The organism is Pelistega sp. MC2 (assembly GCF_900099475.1).
In the GTDB taxonomy this organism is placed as follows: Bacteria; Pseudomonadota; Gammaproteobacteria; order Burkholderiales; family Burkholderiaceae_B; genus Taylorella; species Taylorella indica.
Genome location: NZ_LT628273.1, coordinates 258,191 through 278,591 on the forward strand (window position 1 = coordinate 258,191; position 20,401 = coordinate 278,591).

The following is a 20,401-nucleotide window of genomic DNA, read 5'->3' on the forward strand; positions in this document are numbered from 1 at the left end:
ACAGCTCTTAGTGCAAGACATAAAAATTGAAAATTAAAGTTTTAAGGAGAAATCAATGGAACGTCGTTCGTTTTTGAAAAAAGCGGGTATGGGTGCCATTGCGGGTAGTGCTGTAATTGGTGCGCCAGCAATTGCTCAAGAAAACCCAGAAATTAAATGGCGCATGGTGTCAAGCTTCCCTCGTAGCTTACCTGCGTTATATGGTACTGGTGAAAAATTTGTGAAATATGTGAAAGAGATGACAGGCGGTAAATTCCAAATTGACTCTTTCCCACCAGGTGAAATCGTTCCTGCTCTTCAAGTAATGGATGCTGTTTCTAATAATACTGTTCAAGCTGGTCATAGCTGTGGTTACTACTATTTTGGTAAAAATCCAGCGTTCTGTTTTGATACAGCGGTGCCTTTTGGTTTGACTGCACGTCAAATGAGTGCATGGATGATCGAAGGTAATGGTATGAAGCTGCTTCGTGAGCTATTTGACGGAGTAAATATCGTTAACTTCATGCTAGGTAACACAGCGGCACAAATGGGTGGTTGGTACCGTAAAGAGTTAAAAACCAAAGATGATTTCAAAGGTTTGAAAATGCGTACATCAGGGATGAATGGTGCTTTACTTGCTCGCCTAGGTGTTGTTCCTCAACAATTAGCTGGTGGTGATATTTATCCATCTCTAGAAAAAGGTACATTGGACGCTGTTGAGTTCGTGGGTCCATACGATGATGAGAAATTAGGGTTTGCTAAGGTAGCTAAATACTACTACTACCCAGGTTTCTGGGAAGCTGGTCCACAGGTTTCTTTATTTACGAATAAAGATGCATTTAATGCCTTACCAGAAAACTACAAAACAGTTATCGAAACTGCGTCACGAGCTGCTACGATGGATATGACAGCTGTTTATGATGCACAAAACCCAGGTGCATTACGTCGTCTTATCGCTTCTGGTGCAGAGTTAAGAGAATTCCCTCGCGATATTATGGAAGCGGCTTATGAGGCAGCATTAGAAATGTACAAAGAGTACTGCGATAAAGATCCGATGTTCAAGAAAATCTATGACGACTACATGGGCTTCCGTGATGATGTAGCACCATGGTTTAACGTTGTAGAGGGTTCATATACACGTTTCTTATCTGCAATGATTTCTAAACACCGTAAATCATAATTAGATTTACGTAGAGAATACGTTAGGTTGTTGATAAGGTCGTACTTTCGGCGTGCAGGTTTTTCAAAATGAAAGTTAAGAGAGTTTTCTTGGCTGCTAAATTGGAAAACCTGCATGTCAAAATAGTAAGAAAGGATTGACAATGATCTAATGTAGGCAATACGTTAGGTTGTTGATAAGGTCGTACTTTCGGCGTGCAGGTTTTTCAAAATGAAAGTTAAGAGAGTTTTCTTGGCTGCTAAATTGGAAAACCTGCACGTCAAAATAGTAAGAAAGGATTATCCGTACCCTAACGTAGATAATACGTATTTTAAAAAATAAGTCGGAGTCATACTAAGTGGTGTGATTCCGATTTTTATTTGGTTACAGTGGTGGAGATAATTGTTTTGGGGAAGATTAGAAAGTACTAATAAGCTGTAGAAGTTCAGACCAAATCTGACAAATGAGTTGCAAAAAAGAGAGTTTCCCGTTTGAATAAGAGGTGCGAATCTTTTAAACAAACAAAAGGAAACTCTCATGTTACATACTACCAATAATGTGATTAAACATAAAGCAGGACTGCTTAATTTAGCAGAGCAATTAAAAAATGTGTCGCAAGCATGCAAAATTATGGGCGTATCGAGGGATACATTTTATCGCTATAAAGAATTGGTTGAAGAAGGCGGTATAGAGGCACTCATTGATCGTAATAGACGGGTGCCTAACCTTAAAAATAGAGTGGACGAAGCCACTGAGTTAGCGGTGATAGAGATGGCGATTCATTATCCTGCCTATGGTCAACTAAGAATTAGCAATGAGTTGCGTAAACAGGGAATATTTGTATCACCTAGTGGTGTTCGTTCCGTTTGGTTGCGGCACAACTTGGAGAACTTTACCAAACGTCTAAACGCCTTAGAGGCGAAAGTACAGCAAGAAGGAATTATTCTGAATGAGCAACAAATACAAGCTCTTGAACGCAAGAAAGATGAAGAGCAAGCCATGGGTGAGATTGAAACCGCGCATCCTGGCTATTTGGGTTCACAAGATACCTTTTATGTGGGGCATTTAAAAGGGGTAGGACGTATTTATCAGCAAACATATGTCGATACTTACAGTAAAGTAGCGCATTGTAAGCTATACACCTCTAAAACCCCTATTACTTCTGCAGACTTACTTAATGATCGTGTATTACCTTTTTATGCAGAGCATGATTTACCTGTATTACGCATTCTGACAGATAGAGGAACAGAGTTCTGCGGTAAGGTAGAGCATCATGATTATGAGCTTTATCTAGTTATTAATGAAATTGAGCATACAAAGACTAAGGCTCGATCACCTCAAACCAATGGTATTTGCGAGCGCTTCCATAAGACCATTTTGCAGGAGTTTTATCAAGTAACGTTCCGCAAAAAACTCTATGCTGATTTAGATAGTTTGCAAAAAGACCTAGACGAATGGCTTGATTTCTATAATAATGAACGAACTCATCAAGGAAAGATGTGCTGTGGGCGAACACCCATAGAAACATTGATTGATGGTAAACAGATTTGGAACAGCAAAAAGCTGAGCTAAATCTAATCTGACAGACACCGCTTGTCAAACGGGGAACTGTCAGATGAAGTCTGAACTTCTACAAATAAGCCTAAGAGAAAGTATAAGATTTCTCCAGAAATTGTCTTTTTTTTGCTATCAATTCATCTATTTATTTGTTTTATATAGAAAAATTGAAAAATACGTGTTATATTTACTGGCTAACCCTGATGTACTGTCGAGTTGAAAGATTATTTTCAACACAATAACGGCACGGCATGGCAGTTTTAAAGTAGTTCTAGAGAGCACTTTGGGGCTGTAGGGCATTTTTAAATTTATTTAGGATACTAAAATCATGAAGACATTCGTGGCAAAACCGCATGAAGTCAAACGTGAATGGTATGTTATCGATGCAAAAGGCAAAGTCCTTGGTCGTGTAGCCAGCGAAGTTGCACGCCGTTTGCGTGGTAAACATAAACCTGAGTTCACTCCTCACGTTGATACAGGCGATTACATTGTAATTATCAATGCTCAAGATATCGTTGTAACTGGTAGCAAGTTCGAAGATAAGAAATACTTCCGTCATACAGGTTATCCTGGTGGTATTTACGAAACTAACTTCCGTAAGTTACAAGAGCGTTTCCCAGGTCGTGCAATCGAGAAAGCTGTTAAAGGCATGTTACCGAAAGGTCCTTTGGGCTACGCAATGATCAAAAAACTTAAGGTCTATGCAGGTAGCGAGCATCCTCACTCAGCACAGCAACCTAAACAGCTGGATATTTAAGGATAAATCATGATCGGTAATTGGAATTATGGAACAGGTCGCCGCAAAACTTCAGTGGCTCGTGTGTTCTTGAAAAAAGGTTCAGGTAACATCGTTGTAAATGGTAAAACAGTAGATGAGTACTTTGCTCGTCAAACTGGTCGTATGATTGTACGTCAACCATTAGTTTTAGTGGATATGCAAGAATCATTTGATATCCAAATTAATGTTCATGGTGGTGGTGAGAGTGGCCAAGCAGGTGCTGTTCGTCACGGTATCACTCGTGCATTAATTGATTACGATGCAGAATTAAAATCAGCTTTATCTAAAGCAGGTTATGTTACTCGTGATGCTCGTGAAGTTGAACGTAAAAAAGTTGGTTTACGCAAAGCACGTCGTCGCAAACAGTTCAGCAAACGCTAATCTTTTTGGCGATATTATCAAAAGCCCACAGTGTTTTCATTGTGGGCTTTTTGTTTTTCATCGTTGTGGAGCTGTGAACTAGTGTGAAAACGTGTTTTGGGAGCGCGATAAGCTATGCTTATAAGAGTGATGGTTTTGTTAAATTTGATTATTTCAGACGTTAGATCTGACGTAAGTTTAAAAAAGAATGAAACAGCTATATTGAAAACCAATAGATAGACACTATTTTTGCGAGTATAGTAGAGAAATTAACGTAAAATAAAAATATATTTTTGCATGGAGTTTGTTTTTATGAGCCAAAAAATAAAAGTCGGTATTGTGGGTGGAACAGGATATACAGGCGTGGAGCTTTTGCGCTTGCTAGCGTTGCATCCAAACGTGCAGCTTCATGCGATTACGTCACGCAAAGAAGAAGGCATGAAGGTGGCTGAAATGTTTCCTAATCTTAGGGGAAAAGTAGATTTGGCCTTTTCTACTCCAGAAAATGCTGCGTTAACAGAATGTGACGTGGTATTTTTTGCAACCCCACATGGTGTTGCTATGGCACAGGCTCAAGAGTTACTAGATGCAGGTGTTAAGGTAATTGATTTGGCAGCAGACTTTCGCTTGCAAGATACAGCTGTATTTGAAAAATGGTATAAGATGCCACATGGTTGCCCAGATATCCTAAAACAGAGTACTTATGGTTTAGTTGAAATTAATCGTGAGAAAATTGCTCAAAGTAAAGTGATTGGTAATCCGGGTTGCTACCCCACTACGGTAATTCTTGGTTTGGCTCCTGTGCTAGAGAAACGTTTGGTAGAGATAGATCATATTGTTGCGGATTGTAAGTCAGGTGTCTCGGGTGCTGGACGTAAAGCAGAAGTGGGTACTTTATTCTCAGAAGCATCTGATAATTTTAAAGCATATGGTGTTTCAGGGCATAGACATCACCCTGAGATTTCAGAGCAATTAAGTAAATTAGCGGGTGCTGAGGTAGGCTTATTATTTGTTCCTCATTTGGTGCCAATGATTCGAGGCATGTTATCAACGATTTATGTCAAAATTAAACCAGATGCATTAGCTACGGACTTCCAAAAATTGTATGAAGAACGTTACGCAAATGAGCAATTTATTGATGTGATGCCGGCGGGAAGTTTGCCAGAGACACGTAGTGTAAGGGCGTCAAATCAGCTAAGAATTGCATTGCATAGACCTGGTAATGGTGATACGCTGGTTATCGTTGTGGTGCAAGATAATTTAGTGAAAGGTGCTGCTGGGCAAGCGGTGCAAAATATGAATGTGCTTTTTGGTTTAGTAGAAAATACTGGGCTAAACCATGTGGCGGTATTACCATAGGGATAGATTTATCATGGTAAAAAGCCATAAAGGTAAGAGGCTATAGAGGTCGAATACTTGACTTGTATGGTAAACTATAAATATTAAATTAATATAATTAGTTGGCGATTTATCGTCAGGAGTTAAAAATGAGTGTTATAGAGTCAGTAGATTTACAAATGCCACCATTGTTGGTATTTACCGATGCTGCTGCAGCTAAAGTAAAAGACTTATTAATTGATGAAGGCAATCCAGATTTAAAATTACGTGTGTTTGTCCAAGGTGGTGGTTGTTCTGGTTTCCAATATGGATTTACGTTTGACGAAACAGTTAATGAAGATGATACAACTATAGATAAAGATGGTGTTCAGCTATTAGTGGATCCAATGAGCTTTCAGTATCTTGTCGGCGCTGAGATTGATTACAAAGAGGATATTGAAGGGTCTCAATTTGTGATTCGTAATCCAAATGCATCGACAACATGTGGTTGTGGTTCATCATTTAGTGTTTAAATCCTAATAAACAGATATACAGTAAGTAGCTGTTTATGATGAAAAACCAAGTATCTTTTGGATACTTGGTTTTTTTATGTCTGTGTTTTGAACTGGTATTAAAAAGAGGGAGATCATAAGAGCCCAGACTAAGTTATAGCCGTTTATCTTTTCAATATTACTTTTAATATTACTTATCGTGGGTAGTAAGCACCAGCTATTGTCCTATGCTCAGAGCCGGTTAAAGCAGGAAAATTAAGTGCTTCTTTATGCACAAATGCTTTTGCTAGCCAAGCAAAAGCTAGTGCTTCAATCGCTTGACTATCATAACCATAGTTATCAATAGGATTTACATCGCATTGAAGAAGTGTTTTCAGTTCTTCAATCAGGGCAGTATTTTTACTTCCTCCGCCACAAACAATCAACTCATCAATATCACTTTGATAGCGTTTGATAGCACTAGCAATGCTATGAGTAGTTAGGGCTCTAAGTGTGGCCATTACATCTTCTGGACGTAAAGAGGCGAATGCTTGCAAGTGTTGGGTTAACCAGTCTGGGTTAAATAAGTCTCTACCTGTTGATTTTGGTGCTGGCAGATTAAAATAGGGATCATCTAGAAAATCTTCTAATAATCCGGGAAGGACGTTGCCTGTCGCACCCCATGCACCATTTTCGTCATAGTTCTCGCCACGATAAAGGTGAACCCAGTAATCCATCAACGCATTGGCAGGCCCTGTATCAAAGCCAAGTAGAGGTTGGTTGGGTGTTAGTACCGTAATGTTGGCAATCCCCCCTAAGTTTAGAATTACCCGTTTTTTTTGTGCATCTCTAAATAGAGCTTCATGCAGTAGAGGGGCAAAAGGTGCTCCTTGACCACCAGCAGCCACATCGCGACTCCTAAAGTCAGCAATAACATCAATATTGGTAAGCTCGGCTAATAGAGCTGGCGCATTTAATTGAATGGTAAAATTTAAATCTGGTCTATGTCTAACCGTTTGACCATGAGCACCTATAGCTGTGACTTGAGTAGCGGTAATATCGCTTGATTTTAGCAAGTCATAAACACAGTGTGAGTATAATTGTGCTAATTGGTTAGCGGCTATGGCTGCCTTTTCCAGTTCATTGTTTCCGGACTTATTTAGGCTTAAAAAAGTTTCACGTAAAGACTCTGGCATGGCAATACTTTTAAAAGCCACAATATGTGGTTGTGTTTGTGTTGAAAAAGCCACTAAAGCACCGTCAACGCCATCTGTACTTGTGCCAGACATTAATCCAATAAAATACTGTAGGTCAGATGATGAATTCATAGTAAAACTTCCCTCAAACATAGGTATAATAAGCCTTAAGCAATAAGTTCTATATTGTAAGACTAAAGCCGATGTTTTAAAACTCAATCGCAATGAAATTAAGAGAGTAGGTAACATGGAGTAAGCCTATTCAAATGAAAAGAAGAGTAGAGAGTAATGTCTGAAATTAAGATCAGTACTGAAGTTCAAGAAGATATGCGTACCGTGTTACGTGGTGTTGATGAGTTATTAGTTGAGACAGAGTTTGCTCAAAAATTACAAAAAAGTCGGGATACTGGTGTGCCACTTCGTATCAAATTAGGTATGGATCCGACAGCGCCAGATATTCATCTAGGGCATACTGTGGTACTTACTAAAATGCGTCAGTTGCAAGACATGGGGCATCAAGTGATTTTCTTGATTGGTGATTTTACAGCTGCTATTGGTGATCCTAGTGGTCGCAATTCTACGCGTCCGCCACTTTCACGTGAACAAATTGAGGTTAATGCACAAACGTATTATGAGCAAGCCGCCAAGATTTTAGATCCCTCTAAGACAGAAATTCGTTATAACTCAAGTTGGTGTGATGAGCTAGGGGCCAGAGGTCTGATTAAATTAGCCTCTCAATACACGGTTGCTCGCATTATGGAACGCGATGATTTTACCAAGCGTTTTAAGGGCGGAATCCCTATTTCTGTGCATGAATTCCTTTACCCACTATTGCAAGGGTACGATTCAGTGGCACTAAAGGCTGATTTAGAATTAGGTGGGACTGACCAAAAATTTAATTTATTGGTAGGGCGTGAGTTACAAAAAGAATACGGGCAACCACAGCAATCAGTGTTGACAATGCCTTTATTGGTTGGTTTAGACGGTGTTGAAAAAATGTCTAAATCCAAGAATAATTATATTGGTATTACTGAAGCACCTGAAAGTATGTTTGGTAAGGTGATGTCAATTTCTGATACATTGATGTGGAATTACTATGAATTGCTTTCATCTAAAACGTTAGATGAAATTGCGACACTTAAAAAGCAAACAGAAGAAGGTTTAAATCCACGTAATGTAAAAGTGGCATTGGCTCAAGAATTGATTACTCGTTTTCATAATGCTGCTGCGGCTGAAAAAGCGTTAGCAGATTTTGAGGCACGTTTCCGTGATGGACAAATTCCAGAGGATATGCCAGAGATAACTTTACCCGGCTCGCCTTTAGGGATTGTTGCGGTATTGCGTGAGTCAGGACTTGCTAGTTCAGGATCAGAAGCGACACGCAATATTCAACAAGGTGGTGTCAAAGTTGATGGACAAAAAATTGAAGATAAAAGCATTCAATTAGAAGTGGGTACTTACGTTGTACAAGTAGGTAAGCGTAAATTTGCAAGAATTACAATCACTGCATAATAGTTGTTTTAAACTTAAAGGAATATACTATGAAGCTAACAAGTTTGGGTATTATTAATGGTCAAGCTATACATCCACGTTATGGGTTTGCTAAAAGAGACAAGCAAGGTAATGTCGTTTTGTCAGATAACTTAAATCCTGATTTCGAATGGAATGATGTGCCTGTTGGAACGCGTTCTTTTGCTCTCATTGCCATAGATACAGATGCACCAACAGTACCTGATGATGTCAACCGTGACGATAGAGAGGTACCGGCTTCATTGCCTAGAGCTCATTTTGTTCACTGGTGCCTAATTGATATTCCTGCTGAAACACGCCATATTGACGAAGGTGCTTTTTCTAAAGGTGTTACACCTAAAGGTAAGGCAGGTCCTTTAACCTCACAAGCAACTATGCGTCATGGTCTGAATGACTATACAGGTTGGTTTGCCAATGACCGAGATATGCAAGGTCAATACTTTGGTTACGATGGTCCATGCCCGCCCTTCAATGATGCGTTAGTTCATCGTTACTACTTTACTTTATATGCTTTAGATATTGATACGATTCCTGTAACGGGTGCTTTTACCGATCAAGATGTGCTTGCTGCTATTGAAGGGCATATCTTGGCTCAAGATACTCTTTACGGAACATATACACTTAATTCGCGCTTGATGCCTTAATTAATCACCATTATTTAGGAGTTTACTCTCATGTTTGACCGTTCTTTAATGCTAGATAAGCAAGACCCAGAATTATGGGCAGCGATTCAAAAAGAAAATGTTCGTCAAGAAGAACATATCGAATTAATCGCATCAGAAAACTATACAAGCCCTGCGGTTATGCAAGCACAAGGAACACAGCTAACCAATAAATATGCTGAAGGCTATCCAGGTAAACGCTATTACGGTGGTTGTGAGTTTGTAGACATTGTAGAGCAATTAGCCATTGACCGTTTGAAGCAATTATTTGGTGCGGAGGCGGCTAACGTTCAGCCTAATTCTGGCTCACAAGCAAACCAAGGTGTTTATATGGCTGTGCTTAAACCAGGTGATACTGTATTGGGTATGAGTTTAGCTGAAGGTGGGCACTTGACTCACGGTGCTTCAGTGAATGCTTCTGGTAAATTGTACAATTTCATTTCTTATGGTTTAAATGATAAAGAAGAAATTGATTATGACCAGATAGAACGCTTAGCTAAAGAACACAAGCCTAAGCTAATTGTTGCAGGAGCATCTGCTTACGCTTTACGCATCGACTTTGAGCGTATTGGTAAAATTGCACGTGAAAATGGTGCTTATTTTATGGTGGATATTGCACACTATGCAGGTCTAGTAGTAGGTGGTCAGTACCCTAACCCTGTACCTCATGCAGACTTTGTGACATCAACAACGCATAAGTCTCTTCGTGGTCCACGTGGTGGCGTTATTATGATGAAAGCAGAACACGAAAAAATCATTAATTCAGCGATTTTCCCTGGCATACAAGGTGGTCCATTAATGCACGTGATTGCAGGTAAAGCGACAGCTTTCAAAGAAGCTCTATCACCAGAGTTTAAGGCTTATGCTGAGCAAGTAGTGCGTAATGCAAAAGTACTTGCTGAAACACTGGTTAAACGTGGTTTGCGAATTGTGTCTGGACGTACAGAGAGCCATGTAATGTTAGTGGACTTACGTAGCAAGGGTATTACTGGTAAATTGGCAGAAGAGGCTTTAGGTAAAGCACATATTACTGTAAATAAAAATGCCATTCCAAATGATCCAGAAAAACCATTTGTGACTAGTGGTATTCGTGTAGGTACGCCAGCGGCGACAACTCGTGGATTTACAGAAGCAGAAATCGAATTAACAGCTAACTTAATTGCGGATGTGTTAGATAATCCGACAGACGAAGCTAATTTAGCTGCTGTTCGTGCTAAAGTGCATGAGTTAACTAAACGTTTCCCAGTGTATAAATAATCGAAGGAATCAAGAAAGAATAATATGAATAAAACGGATATTATTCTTTCTTTGCTAGACTATGAAATGTCCATTCTGTGCCAATCCTGATACACAAGTGACCGACTCACGAACATCTGAGGACGGTTTGGCTATTCGTCGACGTCGTCGCTGTGCTAACTGTGATAAACGTTTTACAACCTATGAGCGTATTGAGCTACAACTACCCATGGTTGTTAAGAGAAATGGCATCAGAATGGATTTTGATTTGGATAAACTCAAAGGTAGTATGCGTATTGCCTTGCGTAAAAGACCTGTCTCTGTTGAAAGTTTCGATGCGGCTATTGGCAGAATTCAAGAAAGACTGATTAATCTGCAAGAAAAAGAAGTGAGTACTGATATGGTGGGTCAAATGGTTATGCAAGAATTAAAGGCATTAGATCAAGTTGCCTATGTGCGGTTTGCCTCTGTTTATCAGAGCTTTGAAGATATCCAAGAATTCATCAAAGCCATTCAAGAAATACAGTCTCCTTAGCAATTACCTTTTTGGCTTAGGCATACATGACTATTTCAGAAAATGATTTGCAGTATATGCAACAAGCATTGGCTTTAGCCCAGTCAGTGCTGTATATTACCGACCCGAATCCTCGTGTAGGGTGTGTGATAGTACACAATCAACATATCATTGGGGAAGGAGCAACTCAGCAAGCAGGAGGTCCTCATGCTGAGATTGTTGCTATTCAGGATGCAAAAAATAAAGGTAATGTTGCCCTGTTAAAAGGTGCTACCTTTTACGTGACTTTAGAGCCATGCAGTCATTTTGGTCGCACACCGCCTTGCGCTAAAGCCTTGATTCAGCATCAAATATCACGTGTAGTGATTGCCAGCTTGGATCCTAATCCATTAGTTGGAGGACAAGGAGTTAATCGACTACGAGAAGCAGGGATTCAGGTGGATGTAGCAACACAATTTGTGGAGCAAGCCTTAGCCATAAATCCAGGTTTTATTTCTCGTATGTCAAAAGGTAAGCCTTGGGTATGGAGTAAATTAGCCACTTCTTTAGATGGGAAGTTAGCCTTAAAAAATGGTGTATCTCAGTGGATTACTGGAGAGGCATCAAGAAAGGATGGGCAACATTGGCGAGCGAGGAGTAGCGTTGTTTTGACTGGAATTGGCACCGTGTTAAAAGATAATCCTCAGTTAAATGTGCGCTCATTTATTACACCACGTCAGCCAATACGTGCTGTAATTGATGGAAAATTTCAAATCCCTATTAATGCTAAGATATTTAATGGCGATAAAGTCATTGTGTACACCTATACGGATGATGAGCTAAAGCGTGAGACTTTAGAGCAGAAAAATGTAGAGATTATCAACGCATCTAAAACATCAGAAGGTTTTGTGGATTTACAAGACGTGTGGGCTGATTTTCAACAACGAGGATTTAATGAAGTTCATGTAGAAGCAGGTCCAACATTAAATGGGGCATTATGGCAACAAGGTTTGATAGATGAACTATTAGTGTATATGGCACCAAAAATTATTGGTCCTGGGCAAGAGATGTTTGCATTGAACGCATTAAGTCAATTAGATGGGTTGACACCTTTAACGTGGGTGGATACACAACTTATAGGTACAGATATTCGTTTACGCTTAAGACAAGCAGCTAGGTGGAATGAATTACTCGATGTGATGCAAAGAGCAGAATAACGAATATCAATAGAATTATTGGAGTCAGTATGTTTACAGGAATAGTTTCAGGTATTGGTCAGATTACACATGTGGAGCCTTTAGGTGTTTCAGATCAAGATGGTGTGCGTTTATTTGTTCAAGCGAATAATTTTGATATGAGTCGTGTTAAATTAGGTGACTCTATTGCTATCCAAGGTACATGTATGACCGTAGTAGCATTTGATGAGCATAGTTTTCAAGTAGATGTATCTAGAGAAAGTTTGAATAAAACCAGTGGTTTGAATAAGCAGGGCGAGGTTAATTTAGAGCATGCTATGAGGCTATCAGACACAGTAGATGGTCACTTAGTCTCAGGTCATGTAGATGGGCTTGGTGAGGTAGTTCACTTTAGCCCAGTGGGCGAATCTATGCTATTGAGTATCCAGTTGCCCAAAGAATTAGCACCCTATATGGCGTATAAAGGATCTATTACGGTCAATGGCGTGAGTCTTACAGTTAATCATGTTGAGGATAATACACAAGGTTGTATTGTATCCATTAACCTAATCCCTCATACTGTTGAAGTAACAACGTTAAAGCATTTAAAAGAGGGCAGCCTTGTCAATATTGAAATTGATACCATTGCTCGTTATGTTGAAAGAATGCTAAAATTAAAAACTTAACATATAAAATATCAATACAAGAGACCTTAATTGGCGTCTCTTTCTAGTAGGATCGGTGGCCGAGTGGCTTAAGGCACACGCTTGGAAAGCGTGCATACGGAAACGTATCGGGGGTTCGAATCCCCCCCAATCCGCCATGTATATTATCTAAAAATACTTAGCAAATTAAGCACCTGATAAAAATCCTTGATGACTAATTAATTATCAAGGATTTTTTAATATCACCTTTATTTTCATATGTATTTATTGAATTTGGACATGGTAGAGAATAGGTCTTTTATTTAACCTATATTTCAACATATATACCATATGCTCATGATTAAAGAGATAGATAGTCTTGAACTTCATTCCAAGCGTATCAAAGTGCCAGATATGGAAAGGTTATACTCAGTAGATGATCTGATTTTTCAATATATCATGACGTATTTAATTGGTTAAAAAGTATTAAATTATATATTTTCTTTATTTTTTCTTTATATATTATATAATTTATATATAAGTTCTAATAATCAGGAGGATATGTATGGCTACTAGTCAATTTAATATGAGTTTTGATACCAAAACACGTGAGCAATTTTCGAAAGTATTACAGCTGTATGGATTAACTGTGCCTCAAGCCTTTAAGCTCTTTGCTAATCAAGTCATTCGCACAGGTAAAGTGCCCTTATCTTTTGATTGGGCTGATTTAGAGGTTAAAGATAATATTGCGGCTGTTCTTAAACAAAATGAGCAGGAGAAGCGTCAAGGCAAAAGTACAGTATATAAAAACTTTGATGAATTAATGGATAACTTAAAACATGAGTAAACCACGACAAATTGAGGTTTTTAATTCATTTAAGAAAACGGTTAAAACGCATTATTTACATCTCATTAGTGAAGAGTGTGCAGAAGTCATTTATTGTTTGGTTCACCGTTTGCCATTGCCTGAAAAATATCACGACCATCAGTTAAAAGGTGATCTTAAGTTATATCGTGATTGTCATGTAAAAAATGATTTAGTGTTGTTGTATAAAATTGCAGATAACGATACTACAGTGGAGCTTCATTATTTGGATACCCATTCAGAGATTTTTAAAAACGCCAAGTAAATCACTTTTATCCACAGACACTAAGAAAGGAAGATCTATAAATAACATCAGAGTATACATAGTAATTCTTGGTTTTTATAATCAATCAGAGACATTACAATTCATATGTCAGATGTGATCTGAATTTCTGCATATTATAAATATCAATTAATTTTTTCTTGCGTGCATTTTTTAAAGTGGATTGATAAGACACAGTGATTAGCCCTTTATTTTCTGACTATACCTGCTTTTTTTTACCTATTTTCACAAGCATTTTTATACAAAATCATCCTCATTAACACCGAATTATGCGACTAATGTATCTTTTTTGTTGCATATTATTGAAACTTAAATGATTAAGTAGGATAAAACCATCCTAGTACATAATTTTTAACTATTTGATTTATATAAAATTTATTTATTTTCAAGATTTATTTAAATATAAAACAGTAAGCGTTTTCCTTAATTTGTAAAAAATATTAATCTGATAACATAGATTGAAACAATTTGATTTTAAAGAGAAGCAAAGGAAAAGGTGGGTTCTAATCTTAATGGAATCTATTGATGATAAATAACTTAACTGATGGAAAAAAATAATGTAAAAGGGGAGTGTTATGCGTGAAAAACTAGAATGTGGCGTATTTTATCTTGATAATTATGGTGATTGGTTAGATTCCTATATAGAAGACGTTCAAGCTATCCCAGATAACTTACGATTGTATAAAGTAAATATCAAAGATTACACTGACTGTGACTCGTTTACTGTTGGGGATTATGCTTTCCCTAGTCCCAGAATTTTAAAAGATTTAGAGTTGATGCTAGATCGTTATGACTGTATAGTCCTTCCGGTGACTCAAGATAGTCTTATCTGGACACGTATTTTATTATCACAGATAAAGTTAGAACTTCGCCATATCATTATTGTTATTGCCCATGACATAAAACCAGTTGCCTTTGTAGATTTGACTGGACTTGGTGTTAGTGATTATCTATATGACTTAGAAGATGCTTCTATGTTGAGAATCAAAGTATTGACAGCAATTGAACGAAAAAAATGGTTTAAACATGCAGAAATATTATGGCAACAAACGCCAGTTCCTGAGGTATCAAAACCTAGAGCAATTAAGAATACGAAAAAATCTAAAGGTTCCAAAGCCACTAAAAATGACATACAAAGCTATAACATTCAATATAGTGACTCATTCCAAAGCGCAAAGTCACGGCTGGTAGCTGATTTTGAGCAAAACTATATTATCAAAGCACTAGAGAAAACTAATGGTAATATCTGTGCCGCCGCATTACGAGCCAAAAAGCATCGAAGAGCCTTTTGGGAATTGATGCGTAAGTATAAAATTAATGCTAACGATTATAAAAAAGATCTGGAATGACGGAGAGTTTTCTCTAGAGCAGAATAGATGTAGATTGAATGAATAGAATAATGTACAGTTGTTTCCGTGGTAGGGTATCAACTGTACGGAAAGGATAATGTTTATATTTCCATATTAAGTAAATAAAAACTTAAAGACTTACCATGTGCATCAATTGAAAGAGATAATGTTACACCATAGTTTAGTAGTCCAGTTATAACAAAATTAAAAGCTTTTAATTGTGGTAATTCATAACGATCTACCTTTAATTCTTCATTGGGAACCATAGGTTGGAAGTAATCTTTAACTCGTTCAGGAGTTACTTTTTCTTTTATTAAGTCGTATGATGCTTGATCATATGCAATCAGCGATAGATTAGAGATATTACCCTTATCTCCAGCCCTGGAAGAAGCAAGTTGGTATAGTTTCATAATCATTTATATAAAAGTAACGTTTGTTGTAATAATGTCCTGAGGTATAAAAGTTGATAGTACAGCAACAACTGGCTTTATGCTTTTCATGGCACCTCCTCCCCCAGCGGGACCATTAGTATAAAGTGCTTCGACCTCATTGCCGATTAATTTGGCCAAAGAAATATCCGTAGACCTTGCTGCTACACGAATTCTTATTTCAGGATGATTGAACGTGTTATTTGGGCTAGTAGGGAATAGGGAATTAGCGCCGATATAATCAAATCTAATATCTTCAAAAGCATATTGACTTAATCTTTCTTTTAATATTTCTATAGCTAATGATGCTCTTTCAAACGCTGAAATACCACCATAGGATATTTGTCCTTCACCGATATATCCAGCTTTATAGCCTATAGAAACCTTGTAGTTGTCTGGTTTGGCTTGTCCTGTAGCACCAGTAGCATATATATGATTTTTTGATTTTTCTTCAAAATACACAGCTGAAAAGTCAGCTATGACATCAGGAGTGTAATATTTTTTAGGATCATGAATTTCGTAAAGTAATTGTTCAGTACACGTTTGAGTGGTAATTATTCCTCCGCTATTTTCTACTTTACTGATCTCACAATTTCCGTCGTTAAAAATATCGGCATATGGAAAACCTAAGTGTGCTAGATTGGCGATAGTTTTTTTAGGTGGATCAGCAAAATATCCACCAGTAATTTGTCCTGCACACTCTAGCAGATGACCTATCATTGTTCCTTTACCCAATAAATGGTAATCATCAAAACTCCAGTTAAATTCATAGATAATTGGAGCAAGAAAAAGTGCTGGATCAGCTACTCTGCCTGTAATAACTATATTTGCTCCAGATCTCAATGCTTGAACGATAGGCGATGCTCCTAAATATGCATTGGCAGAAATTATTGAGTCACTAAAGTCTTTGGTGGAGATAGGGCGTTCTAGGATAGGGAAATCGTTATTCATAATAAGATTGGTCACGTCATCACCAGTAACATAAGCAATTTTGATATGCTCGTACCCTAATTTTTTTGTTAAATTTCGAACAAGTTCAGCAGCAGCTTTTGGATTAGCTGCGCCCATGTTTGTAATAATTTTTATTTTATTTTGAATACAAATATCCAAAACTGCTTCCATACGTACTTTTAGTAGAGGGTCATAACCTAAATCTGGATGAATGCTTTTTTCTAATTGAGCTAAAGCGATCGTTCTTTCTGCTAGGCATTCAAAGCATAAATAGTCAATATTACCGTACTTTGCTAATTCAATAGCAGCATCAATTCGATCTCCAGAATATCCTGCACCAGAACCAATTCGGATAAAATTTTTGTTATCTTTCATATTATTTTTTGCCTAAAATAATGGTAAAACTCCGGTAATAACCAATGTAATTGTCATGATGATAGAAATTATAAACATTACAGGGAAGGTATATTTTTGATGATCGGCAAGATCAACGCCAGCTAAACCCACTAATAAGAAAGTTGATGCAGTTAAGGGGCTGATGGCAAAACCTGTTGTCATTTGCCCTACTAAAGCTGCTTGAGCCATTGTAATCGGTTCAACACCAGTGTTAGAGCCAATTGTTGCTAGCACAGGAAGAATACCAAAATAGAATGAATCAGGGTCAAATAATAGGCTTAATGGCACAGATAAAATTGCTAGAATTAGTGCGAGACCTTCTCCCATTCCTTCTGGGACATAACCACCAATAGATTGAGCCATAGCAGTTAACATACCAGTACCTTTCATGATGCCAGTAAACACCCCTGCAGCAAGTAAAAGGGTAGCTAACATTAAAGCAGGGATGGCATGTGCTTGAATTCTATCTTGTTGCTGTTTAAGGTTAGGATAATTGATTAAGAGAGTAAGAGCAGTACCAACCATAAAGCATAAAGCAGGAGAAATTTTACCAACAACTAGGGTTGTTAGCACCGAGATAACAATTAATACATTAAGCCAAAATAGTTTTGGTCTTTTGAGAGCTTGTTGTTCAGGCGTTAAATTGTAAGTTGAAATGGTATCCAATGTATTATAGTCAGTAGATATTAAACCTAACCGTTTTTCTTCACGTTTTCCCATCCACCAAGAGAAAATATAAAGACAAATTAATCCGATGATTTGGGCAGGAATTAATGGTAGATAAATGTCATTCACTGGCAAATGAAGTGCAGATGCAGCCCGAATAGTTGGTCCACCCCATGGTAATGAATTACAGATACCAGCGGCGGTTGCTACTACGCAAGCTAATAATCGTTTATCCATGTTCATGCGATTAAAGAGAGCAAGCATAGGAGGAATAGTAATTAGGAATGTGCTAGCACCGGCACCATCTAGATGAGAAATTGAAGCAAGAATTGCAGCCCCAAGCACGATTCTTGAGGGTTTCAATCCCATAAATTTCAATAATCGATTGATGATAGGATCCAATACCCCTGCATCATTCATGATGCCAAAAAATAGGATAGCAAAGACTAACATTCCAACTGTTGGTGCAATTGATTTAATTCCTTCAAGTACAAATTTATTGGTACTTATCCCAAATCCACCAATAAGAGCAGCAATTAATGGCAAGAGAATTAGTGCCATCATTGGAGATAGCTTCTTGGTAAGAATTAAGAATAAAAGAATGGCTATAGTGCTAAAACCGAGAATAGCAAGCATAGAAAAGTCCCCTAGTTTATATGTTTTAATTAATAAATCTATTATTTAAGATAATATTTAATTTGTAAAACTAAATTAATCAATTAATTAATCGATATTTATGATAAATATAAGTACTAAAATTTTACAGTCTTTTGTAGTATTAGTTGAATGTAAGCATTTTACAAATGCTGCTCAAAAGTTATGCATGTCTCAATCTGCGCTAAGTGCATTGATTCAGAAACTCGAAAGAGATGTTGGAGTCAATCTGTTTGTAAGAAATACTCGTCAGGTTGAGTTGAGTAGAGAGGGGGAACATTTTTATCGGATAGCAATTGATTGTTTGCATCAACAAAAAACACTTTTAAATAATTTTTTTAGAAATGTACAAGGAACATTAGGAATTATTAGAATGGCAGTATTGCCTTCGATTGCTGCCAGTTGGTTGCCGACTGTCGTCGCCCAGTTTAAACAAGAATATCCTGATATAGAAATTGAAATTTATGACTGTCTTTCTGATGAGTGCTTAAAACTTCTCCAATCAGGAATAGTTGATTTTGCGATTGCTGCGCCACGGTATATAAATCTACAAGAATTTATTGGAGAGATTATCTATAAAGATAATTATTATGTGATGTGTTGTGTGGGGCATGAATTAAGTAATAAAAAAATTATTTCATATGAAGATATTCAGGCTTTTCCACTAATATCTCTTTCACAAGAAACAAGTGTTCGGCAATTTCTAGATAGTGAAATCATTAAAGAACAGTTGAAAGCTAGTTATGTTGTAAGAAACGTTTCAACAGTGGCGGCATTAGTTGAAAAAAATCTTGGGATTTCATTACTACCAGGTCTGGCGTGTAATTTATCAAAAGGCAGAAAAATCATTAAAAAAGTATTTATAGATACGACATTACAAAGAGAGATTCAAATAATTCAATTGAAAAGTAAACAGAATCAAATGCCTGCTGCTTCACAAAAGTTCATTTCTCATTTTAAAAAATATCTAGAGCAAAGTAACCAATAAGCTCTAAAGTAGAGGGTTTTAGACGATGAATAGTTTATAATTCCTACAACAATGAATATATATAGTATATAGGCAGGAGTTTTGGTCATGTTTGCCCCTTTACAAAATGATACTTTTTTACGTGCTCTTTTACGCCAAAAGGTTGATTACACACCAGTTTGGTTAATGCGACAAGCAGGAAGATACTTAGCTGAATACAATGCTACACGTAAGCAAGCAGGGTCATTTTTAGGTCTTGCCAAAAATCCTCAGTATGCGTGTGAGGTCACATTACAGCCGATTGATCGCTATCCATTAGATGCGGCTATTTTATTTTCTGATATTTTGATGATTCCAGACGCTATGGGGCTTGGTTTGGATTTTGTGGCAGGAGAAGGTCCTCAATTTGCCTCTCCAGTCCGTACGGAATCTGATGTGGCCAAATTAACAGTACCTGATATGAATGATTTGCGCTATGTGTTTGATGCTGTGACGCTTATTCGTAAAGAGTTAAATGGTCGTGTTCCATTAATTGGTTTTGCTGGTAGTCCGTGGACAATTAGTTGTTATATGGTGGAGGGGCAGGGTTCTAAAGAGTATCGCACTATTAAGACGATGATGTATGCTCAACCTGATTTGTTAAAACAAATTCTGTCTATAGCCGCACAATCTACGGTTTTATATTTAAATGAACAGATCAAAGCAGGTGCTCAAGCTGTCATGATTTTTGATAGTTGGGGGGGCGTATTAGCTGATGGCAAATATCAAGAGTTCTCGTTATATTACATCAAGCAAGTCGTTGATAGTCTTATTCGTTCTCATGAGGGTAATAAAATTCCAGCGATTGTTTTCACCAAGGGTGGCGGTTTATGGATAGAAGAAATTGCTTCTATCGGGTGTGATGCTGTTGGTCTAGATTGGACCATGAATTTAGCTAAAGCTCGCCGTTTAACGGGAGATAAGGTTGCTTTCCAAGGCAATATTGACCCGATGGCTTTATTTGGTACAGAACAATCTATTCGTGCAGAGGCTCGTCGGGTGATAGATGATTTTGGCGTAGTTGGGGCTGGTGGTCATGTGTTTAATTTAGGACATGGTATTTCTCAATTTACTAATCCAGATCATGTGGCTTACTTGATTGATGAGGTGCATACCTATAGCCGTCAAATGCATTTATCAACATAGTTATCCACAATTTATTAATTAAGTAGTTAGGTGGTATATTTCAAGTTGTTTCGTATAAATTAATCATAATTATTTGATTT

The 20,401-nt window shown here is 37.5% G+C and carries 21 protein-coding genes and 1 tRNA gene; 18 read left to right on the forward strand and 4 right to left on the reverse strand.

Going from position 1 to position 20,401, the window contains the following annotated elements; all coding sequences use genetic code 11:
* Window positions 1-55: 55 nt before the first annotated feature.
* The 6 genes from BQ4443_RS01330 (at window position 56) to erpA (ending at window position 5,683) form a co-directional block, all read left to right on the forward strand.
* Window positions 56-1,159, forward strand: coding sequence for a TRAP transporter substrate-binding protein (locus BQ4443_RS01330; RefSeq protein ID WP_071057810.1), 1,104 nt, complete (start codon window positions 56-58; stop codon window positions 1,157-1,159).
* Between the two features lie 516 nt (window positions 1,160-1,675).
* The gene (locus tag BQ4443_RS01335; RefSeq protein ID WP_071057811.1) at window positions 1,676-2,710 is read left to right on the forward strand and encodes an IS481 family transposase; all 1,035 of its coding nucleotides are present in this window, start codon (window positions 1,676-1,678) and stop codon (window positions 2,708-2,710) included.
* Window positions 2,711-3,023: 313 nt separating this feature from the next.
* The gene (rplM, locus tag BQ4443_RS01340) at window positions 3,024-3,452 is read left to right on the forward strand and encodes a 50S ribosomal protein L13 (protein ID WP_023953361.1); all 429 of its coding nucleotides are present in this window, start codon (window positions 3,024-3,026) and stop codon (window positions 3,450-3,452) included.
* Between the two features lie 9 nt (window positions 3,453-3,461).
* The gene (gene rpsI / locus BQ4443_RS01345) at window positions 3,462-3,854 is read left to right on the forward strand and encodes a 30S ribosomal protein S9 (protein ID WP_023953358.1); all 393 of its coding nucleotides are present in this window, start codon (window positions 3,462-3,464) and stop codon (window positions 3,852-3,854) included.
* A gap of 291 nt (window positions 3,855-4,145) precedes the next feature.
* Complete coding sequence (argC, locus tag BQ4443_RS01350; RefSeq protein ID WP_071057812.1) at window positions 4,146-5,192, forward strand: N-acetyl-gamma-glutamyl-phosphate reductase; 1,047 nt, start codon at window positions 4,146-4,148, stop codon at window positions 5,190-5,192.
* Between the two features lie 128 nt (window positions 5,193-5,320).
* Complete coding sequence (gene erpA, locus BQ4443_RS01355; RefSeq protein WP_023953354.1) at window positions 5,321-5,683, forward strand: iron-sulfur cluster insertion protein ErpA; 363 nt, start codon at window positions 5,321-5,323, stop codon at window positions 5,681-5,683.
* 173 nt (window positions 5,684-5,856) lie between these two features.
* On the opposite strand, the gene BQ4443_RS01360 is transcribed toward erpA, so the two are convergent.
* Window positions 5,857-6,969, reverse strand: a complete 1,113-nt coding sequence (locus BQ4443_RS01360) for an anhydro-N-acetylmuramic acid kinase (protein WP_071057882.1) — start codon at window positions 6,967-6,969, stop codon at window positions 5,857-5,859.
* A 156-nt stretch (window positions 6,970-7,125) separates the two neighbouring features.
* On the opposite strand from BQ4443_RS01360, the gene tyrS reads away from it, so the two are divergent.
* From tyrS to BQ4443_RS01410, 10 genes are all read left to right on the forward strand, one after another.
* Window positions 7,126-8,349, forward strand: a complete 1,224-nt coding sequence (gene tyrS / locus BQ4443_RS01365) for a tyrosine--tRNA ligase (protein ID WP_023953351.1) — start codon at window positions 7,126-7,128, stop codon at window positions 8,347-8,349.
* 29 nt (window positions 8,350-8,378) lie between these two features.
* Window positions 8,379-9,011, forward strand: coding sequence for a YbhB/YbcL family Raf kinase inhibitor-like protein (locus BQ4443_RS01370; protein WP_071057813.1), 633 nt, complete (start codon window positions 8,379-8,381; stop codon window positions 9,009-9,011).
* A gap of 30 nt (window positions 9,012-9,041) precedes the next feature.
* On the forward strand, window positions 9,042-10,286 hold the full coding sequence (glyA, locus tag BQ4443_RS01375) for a serine hydroxymethyltransferase (RefSeq protein ID WP_071057814.1): 1,245 nt from the start codon (window positions 9,042-9,044) through the stop codon (window positions 10,284-10,286).
* A gap of 61 nt (window positions 10,287-10,347) precedes the next feature.
* Window positions 10,348-10,800, forward strand: coding sequence for a transcriptional regulator NrdR (nrdR, locus tag BQ4443_RS01380; RefSeq protein WP_071057815.1), 453 nt, complete (start codon window positions 10,348-10,350; stop codon window positions 10,798-10,800).
* A gap of 26 nt (window positions 10,801-10,826) precedes the next feature.
* On the forward strand, window positions 10,827-11,975 hold the full coding sequence (ribD, locus tag BQ4443_RS01385) for a bifunctional diaminohydroxyphosphoribosylaminopyrimidine deaminase/5-amino-6-(5-phosphoribosylamino)uracil reductase RibD (RefSeq protein WP_071057816.1): 1,149 nt from the start codon (window positions 10,827-10,829) through the stop codon (window positions 11,973-11,975).
* 29 nt (window positions 11,976-12,004) lie between these two features.
* A complete protein-coding gene (locus BQ4443_RS01390) occupies window positions 12,005-12,619 on the forward strand; it encodes a riboflavin synthase (RefSeq protein WP_071057817.1) in 615 nt (204 codons plus the stop codon).
* A gap of 49 nt (window positions 12,620-12,668) precedes the next feature.
* Window positions 12,669-12,756 (forward strand) — tRNA-Ser (locus BQ4443_RS01395).
* A 386-nt stretch (window positions 12,757-13,142) separates the two neighbouring features.
* A complete protein-coding gene (locus BQ4443_RS01400; RefSeq protein WP_023953338.1) occupies window positions 13,143-13,424 on the forward strand; it encodes a type II toxin-antitoxin system RelB/DinJ family antitoxin in 282 nt (93 codons plus the stop codon).
* A complete protein-coding gene (locus BQ4443_RS01405) occupies window positions 13,417-13,707 on the forward strand; it encodes a type II toxin-antitoxin system YafQ family toxin (protein WP_071057818.1) in 291 nt (96 codons plus the stop codon). The genes BQ4443_RS01400 and BQ4443_RS01405 overlap by 8 nt, the downstream gene beginning before the upstream one ends.
* Before the next feature lie 593 nt (window positions 13,708-14,300).
* Window positions 14,301-15,074: a helix-turn-helix domain-containing protein gene (locus BQ4443_RS01410; protein ID WP_023949775.1), complete on the forward strand. Its 774-nt coding sequence runs from the start codon at window positions 14,301-14,303 to the stop codon at window positions 15,072-15,074.
* Between the two features lie 101 nt (window positions 15,075-15,175).
* On the opposite strand, the gene BQ4443_RS01415 is transcribed toward BQ4443_RS01410, so the two are convergent.
* Genes BQ4443_RS01415 through BQ4443_RS01425 form a run of 3 tightly spaced genes read right to left on the reverse strand, consistent with a single transcriptional unit; the run spans window position 15,176 to window position 18,151 of the window.
* Entirely contained in the window at window positions 15,176-15,484 is a 309-nt protein-coding gene (locus tag BQ4443_RS01415; RefSeq protein ID WP_031274193.1) for an AtuA-related protein, read from the reverse strand.
* 6 nt (window positions 15,485-15,490) lie between these two features.
* Window positions 15,491-16,828: an acyclic terpene utilization AtuA family protein gene (locus tag BQ4443_RS01420; RefSeq protein ID WP_023949779.1), complete on the reverse strand. Its 1,338-nt coding sequence runs from the start codon at window positions 16,826-16,828 to the stop codon at window positions 15,491-15,493.
* Between the two features lie 12 nt (window positions 16,829-16,840).
* The gene (locus BQ4443_RS01425; RefSeq protein WP_071057819.1) at window positions 16,841-18,151 is read right to left on the reverse strand and encodes a CitMHS family transporter; all 1,311 of its coding nucleotides are present in this window, start codon (window positions 18,149-18,151) and stop codon (window positions 16,841-16,843) included.
* 100 nt (window positions 18,152-18,251) lie between these two features.
* Here BQ4443_RS01425 and BQ4443_RS01430 point away from each other — a divergent pair, with 100 nt between their 5' ends.
* On the forward strand, window positions 18,252-19,157 hold the full coding sequence (locus tag BQ4443_RS01430) for a LysR family transcriptional regulator (protein ID WP_083331817.1): 906 nt from the start codon (window positions 18,252-18,254) through the stop codon (window positions 19,155-19,157).
* A gap of 87 nt (window positions 19,158-19,244) precedes the next feature.
* The gene (gene hemE, locus BQ4443_RS01435) at window positions 19,245-20,321 is read left to right on the forward strand and encodes a uroporphyrinogen decarboxylase (RefSeq protein WP_071057821.1); all 1,077 of its coding nucleotides are present in this window, start codon (window positions 19,245-19,247) and stop codon (window positions 20,319-20,321) included.
* Window positions 20,322-20,401 lie beyond the last annotated feature (80 nt).

What these genes read in the sequence shown, in the direction of transcription:
- BQ4443_RS01330 (WP_071057810.1), top strand. Translation starts at nt 56, where the DNA reads ATGGAACGTCGTTCGTTTTTGAAAAAAGCGGGTATGGGTGCCATTGCG.
- BQ4443_RS01335 (WP_071057811.1), top strand. Translation starts at nt 1,676, where the DNA reads ATGTTACATACTACCAATAATGTGATTAAACATAAAGCAGGACTGCTT.
- rplM (WP_023953361.1), top strand. Translation starts at nt 3,024, where the DNA reads ATGAAGACATTCGTGGCAAAACCGCATGAAGTCAAACGTGAATGGTAT.
- rpsI (WP_023953358.1), top strand. Translation starts at nt 3,462, where the DNA reads ATGATCGGTAATTGGAATTATGGAACAGGTCGCCGCAAAACTTCAGTG.
- argC (WP_071057812.1), top strand. Translation starts at nt 4,146, where the DNA reads ATGAGCCAAAAAATAAAAGTCGGTATTGTGGGTGGAACAGGATATACA.
- erpA (WP_023953354.1), top strand. Translation starts at nt 5,321, where the DNA reads ATGAGTGTTATAGAGTCAGTAGATTTACAAATGCCACCATTGTTGGTA.
- BQ4443_RS01360 (WP_071057882.1), bottom strand. Translation starts at nt 6,969, where the DNA reads ATGAATTCATCATCTGACCTACAGTATTTTATTGGATTAATGTCTGGC.
- tyrS (WP_023953351.1), top strand. Translation starts at nt 7,126, where the DNA reads ATGTCTGAAATTAAGATCAGTACTGAAGTTCAAGAAGATATGCGTACC.
- BQ4443_RS01370 (WP_071057813.1), top strand. Translation starts at nt 8,379, where the DNA reads ATGAAGCTAACAAGTTTGGGTATTATTAATGGTCAAGCTATACATCCA.
- glyA (WP_071057814.1), top strand. Translation starts at nt 9,042, where the DNA reads ATGTTTGACCGTTCTTTAATGCTAGATAAGCAAGACCCAGAATTATGG.
- nrdR (WP_071057815.1), top strand. Translation starts at nt 10,348, where the DNA reads ATGAAATGTCCATTCTGTGCCAATCCTGATACACAAGTGACCGACTCA.
- ribD (WP_071057816.1), top strand. Translation starts at nt 10,827, where the DNA reads ATGACTATTTCAGAAAATGATTTGCAGTATATGCAACAAGCATTGGCT.
- BQ4443_RS01390 (WP_071057817.1), top strand. Translation starts at nt 12,005, where the DNA reads ATGTTTACAGGAATAGTTTCAGGTATTGGTCAGATTACACATGTGGAG.
- BQ4443_RS01400 (WP_023953338.1), top strand. Translation starts at nt 13,143, where the DNA reads ATGGCTACTAGTCAATTTAATATGAGTTTTGATACCAAAACACGTGAG.
- BQ4443_RS01405 (WP_071057818.1), top strand. Translation starts at nt 13,417, where the DNA reads ATGAGTAAACCACGACAAATTGAGGTTTTTAATTCATTTAAGAAAACG.
- BQ4443_RS01410 (WP_023949775.1), top strand. Translation starts at nt 14,301, where the DNA reads ATGCGTGAAAAACTAGAATGTGGCGTATTTTATCTTGATAATTATGGT.
- BQ4443_RS01415 (WP_031274193.1), bottom strand. Translation starts at nt 15,484, where the DNA reads ATGAAACTATACCAACTTGCTTCTTCCAGGGCTGGAGATAAGGGTAAT.
- BQ4443_RS01420 (WP_023949779.1), bottom strand. Translation starts at nt 16,828, where the DNA reads ATGAAAGATAACAAAAATTTTATCCGAATTGGTTCTGGTGCAGGATAT.
- BQ4443_RS01425 (WP_071057819.1), bottom strand. Translation starts at nt 18,151, where the DNA reads ATGCTTGCTATTCTCGGTTTTAGCACTATAGCCATTCTTTTATTCTTA.
- BQ4443_RS01430 (WP_083331817.1), top strand. Translation starts at nt 18,252, where the DNA reads ATGATAAATATAAGTACTAAAATTTTACAGTCTTTTGTAGTATTAGTT.
- hemE (WP_071057821.1), top strand. Translation starts at nt 19,245, where the DNA reads ATGTTTGCCCCTTTACAAAATGATACTTTTTTACGTGCTCTTTTACGC.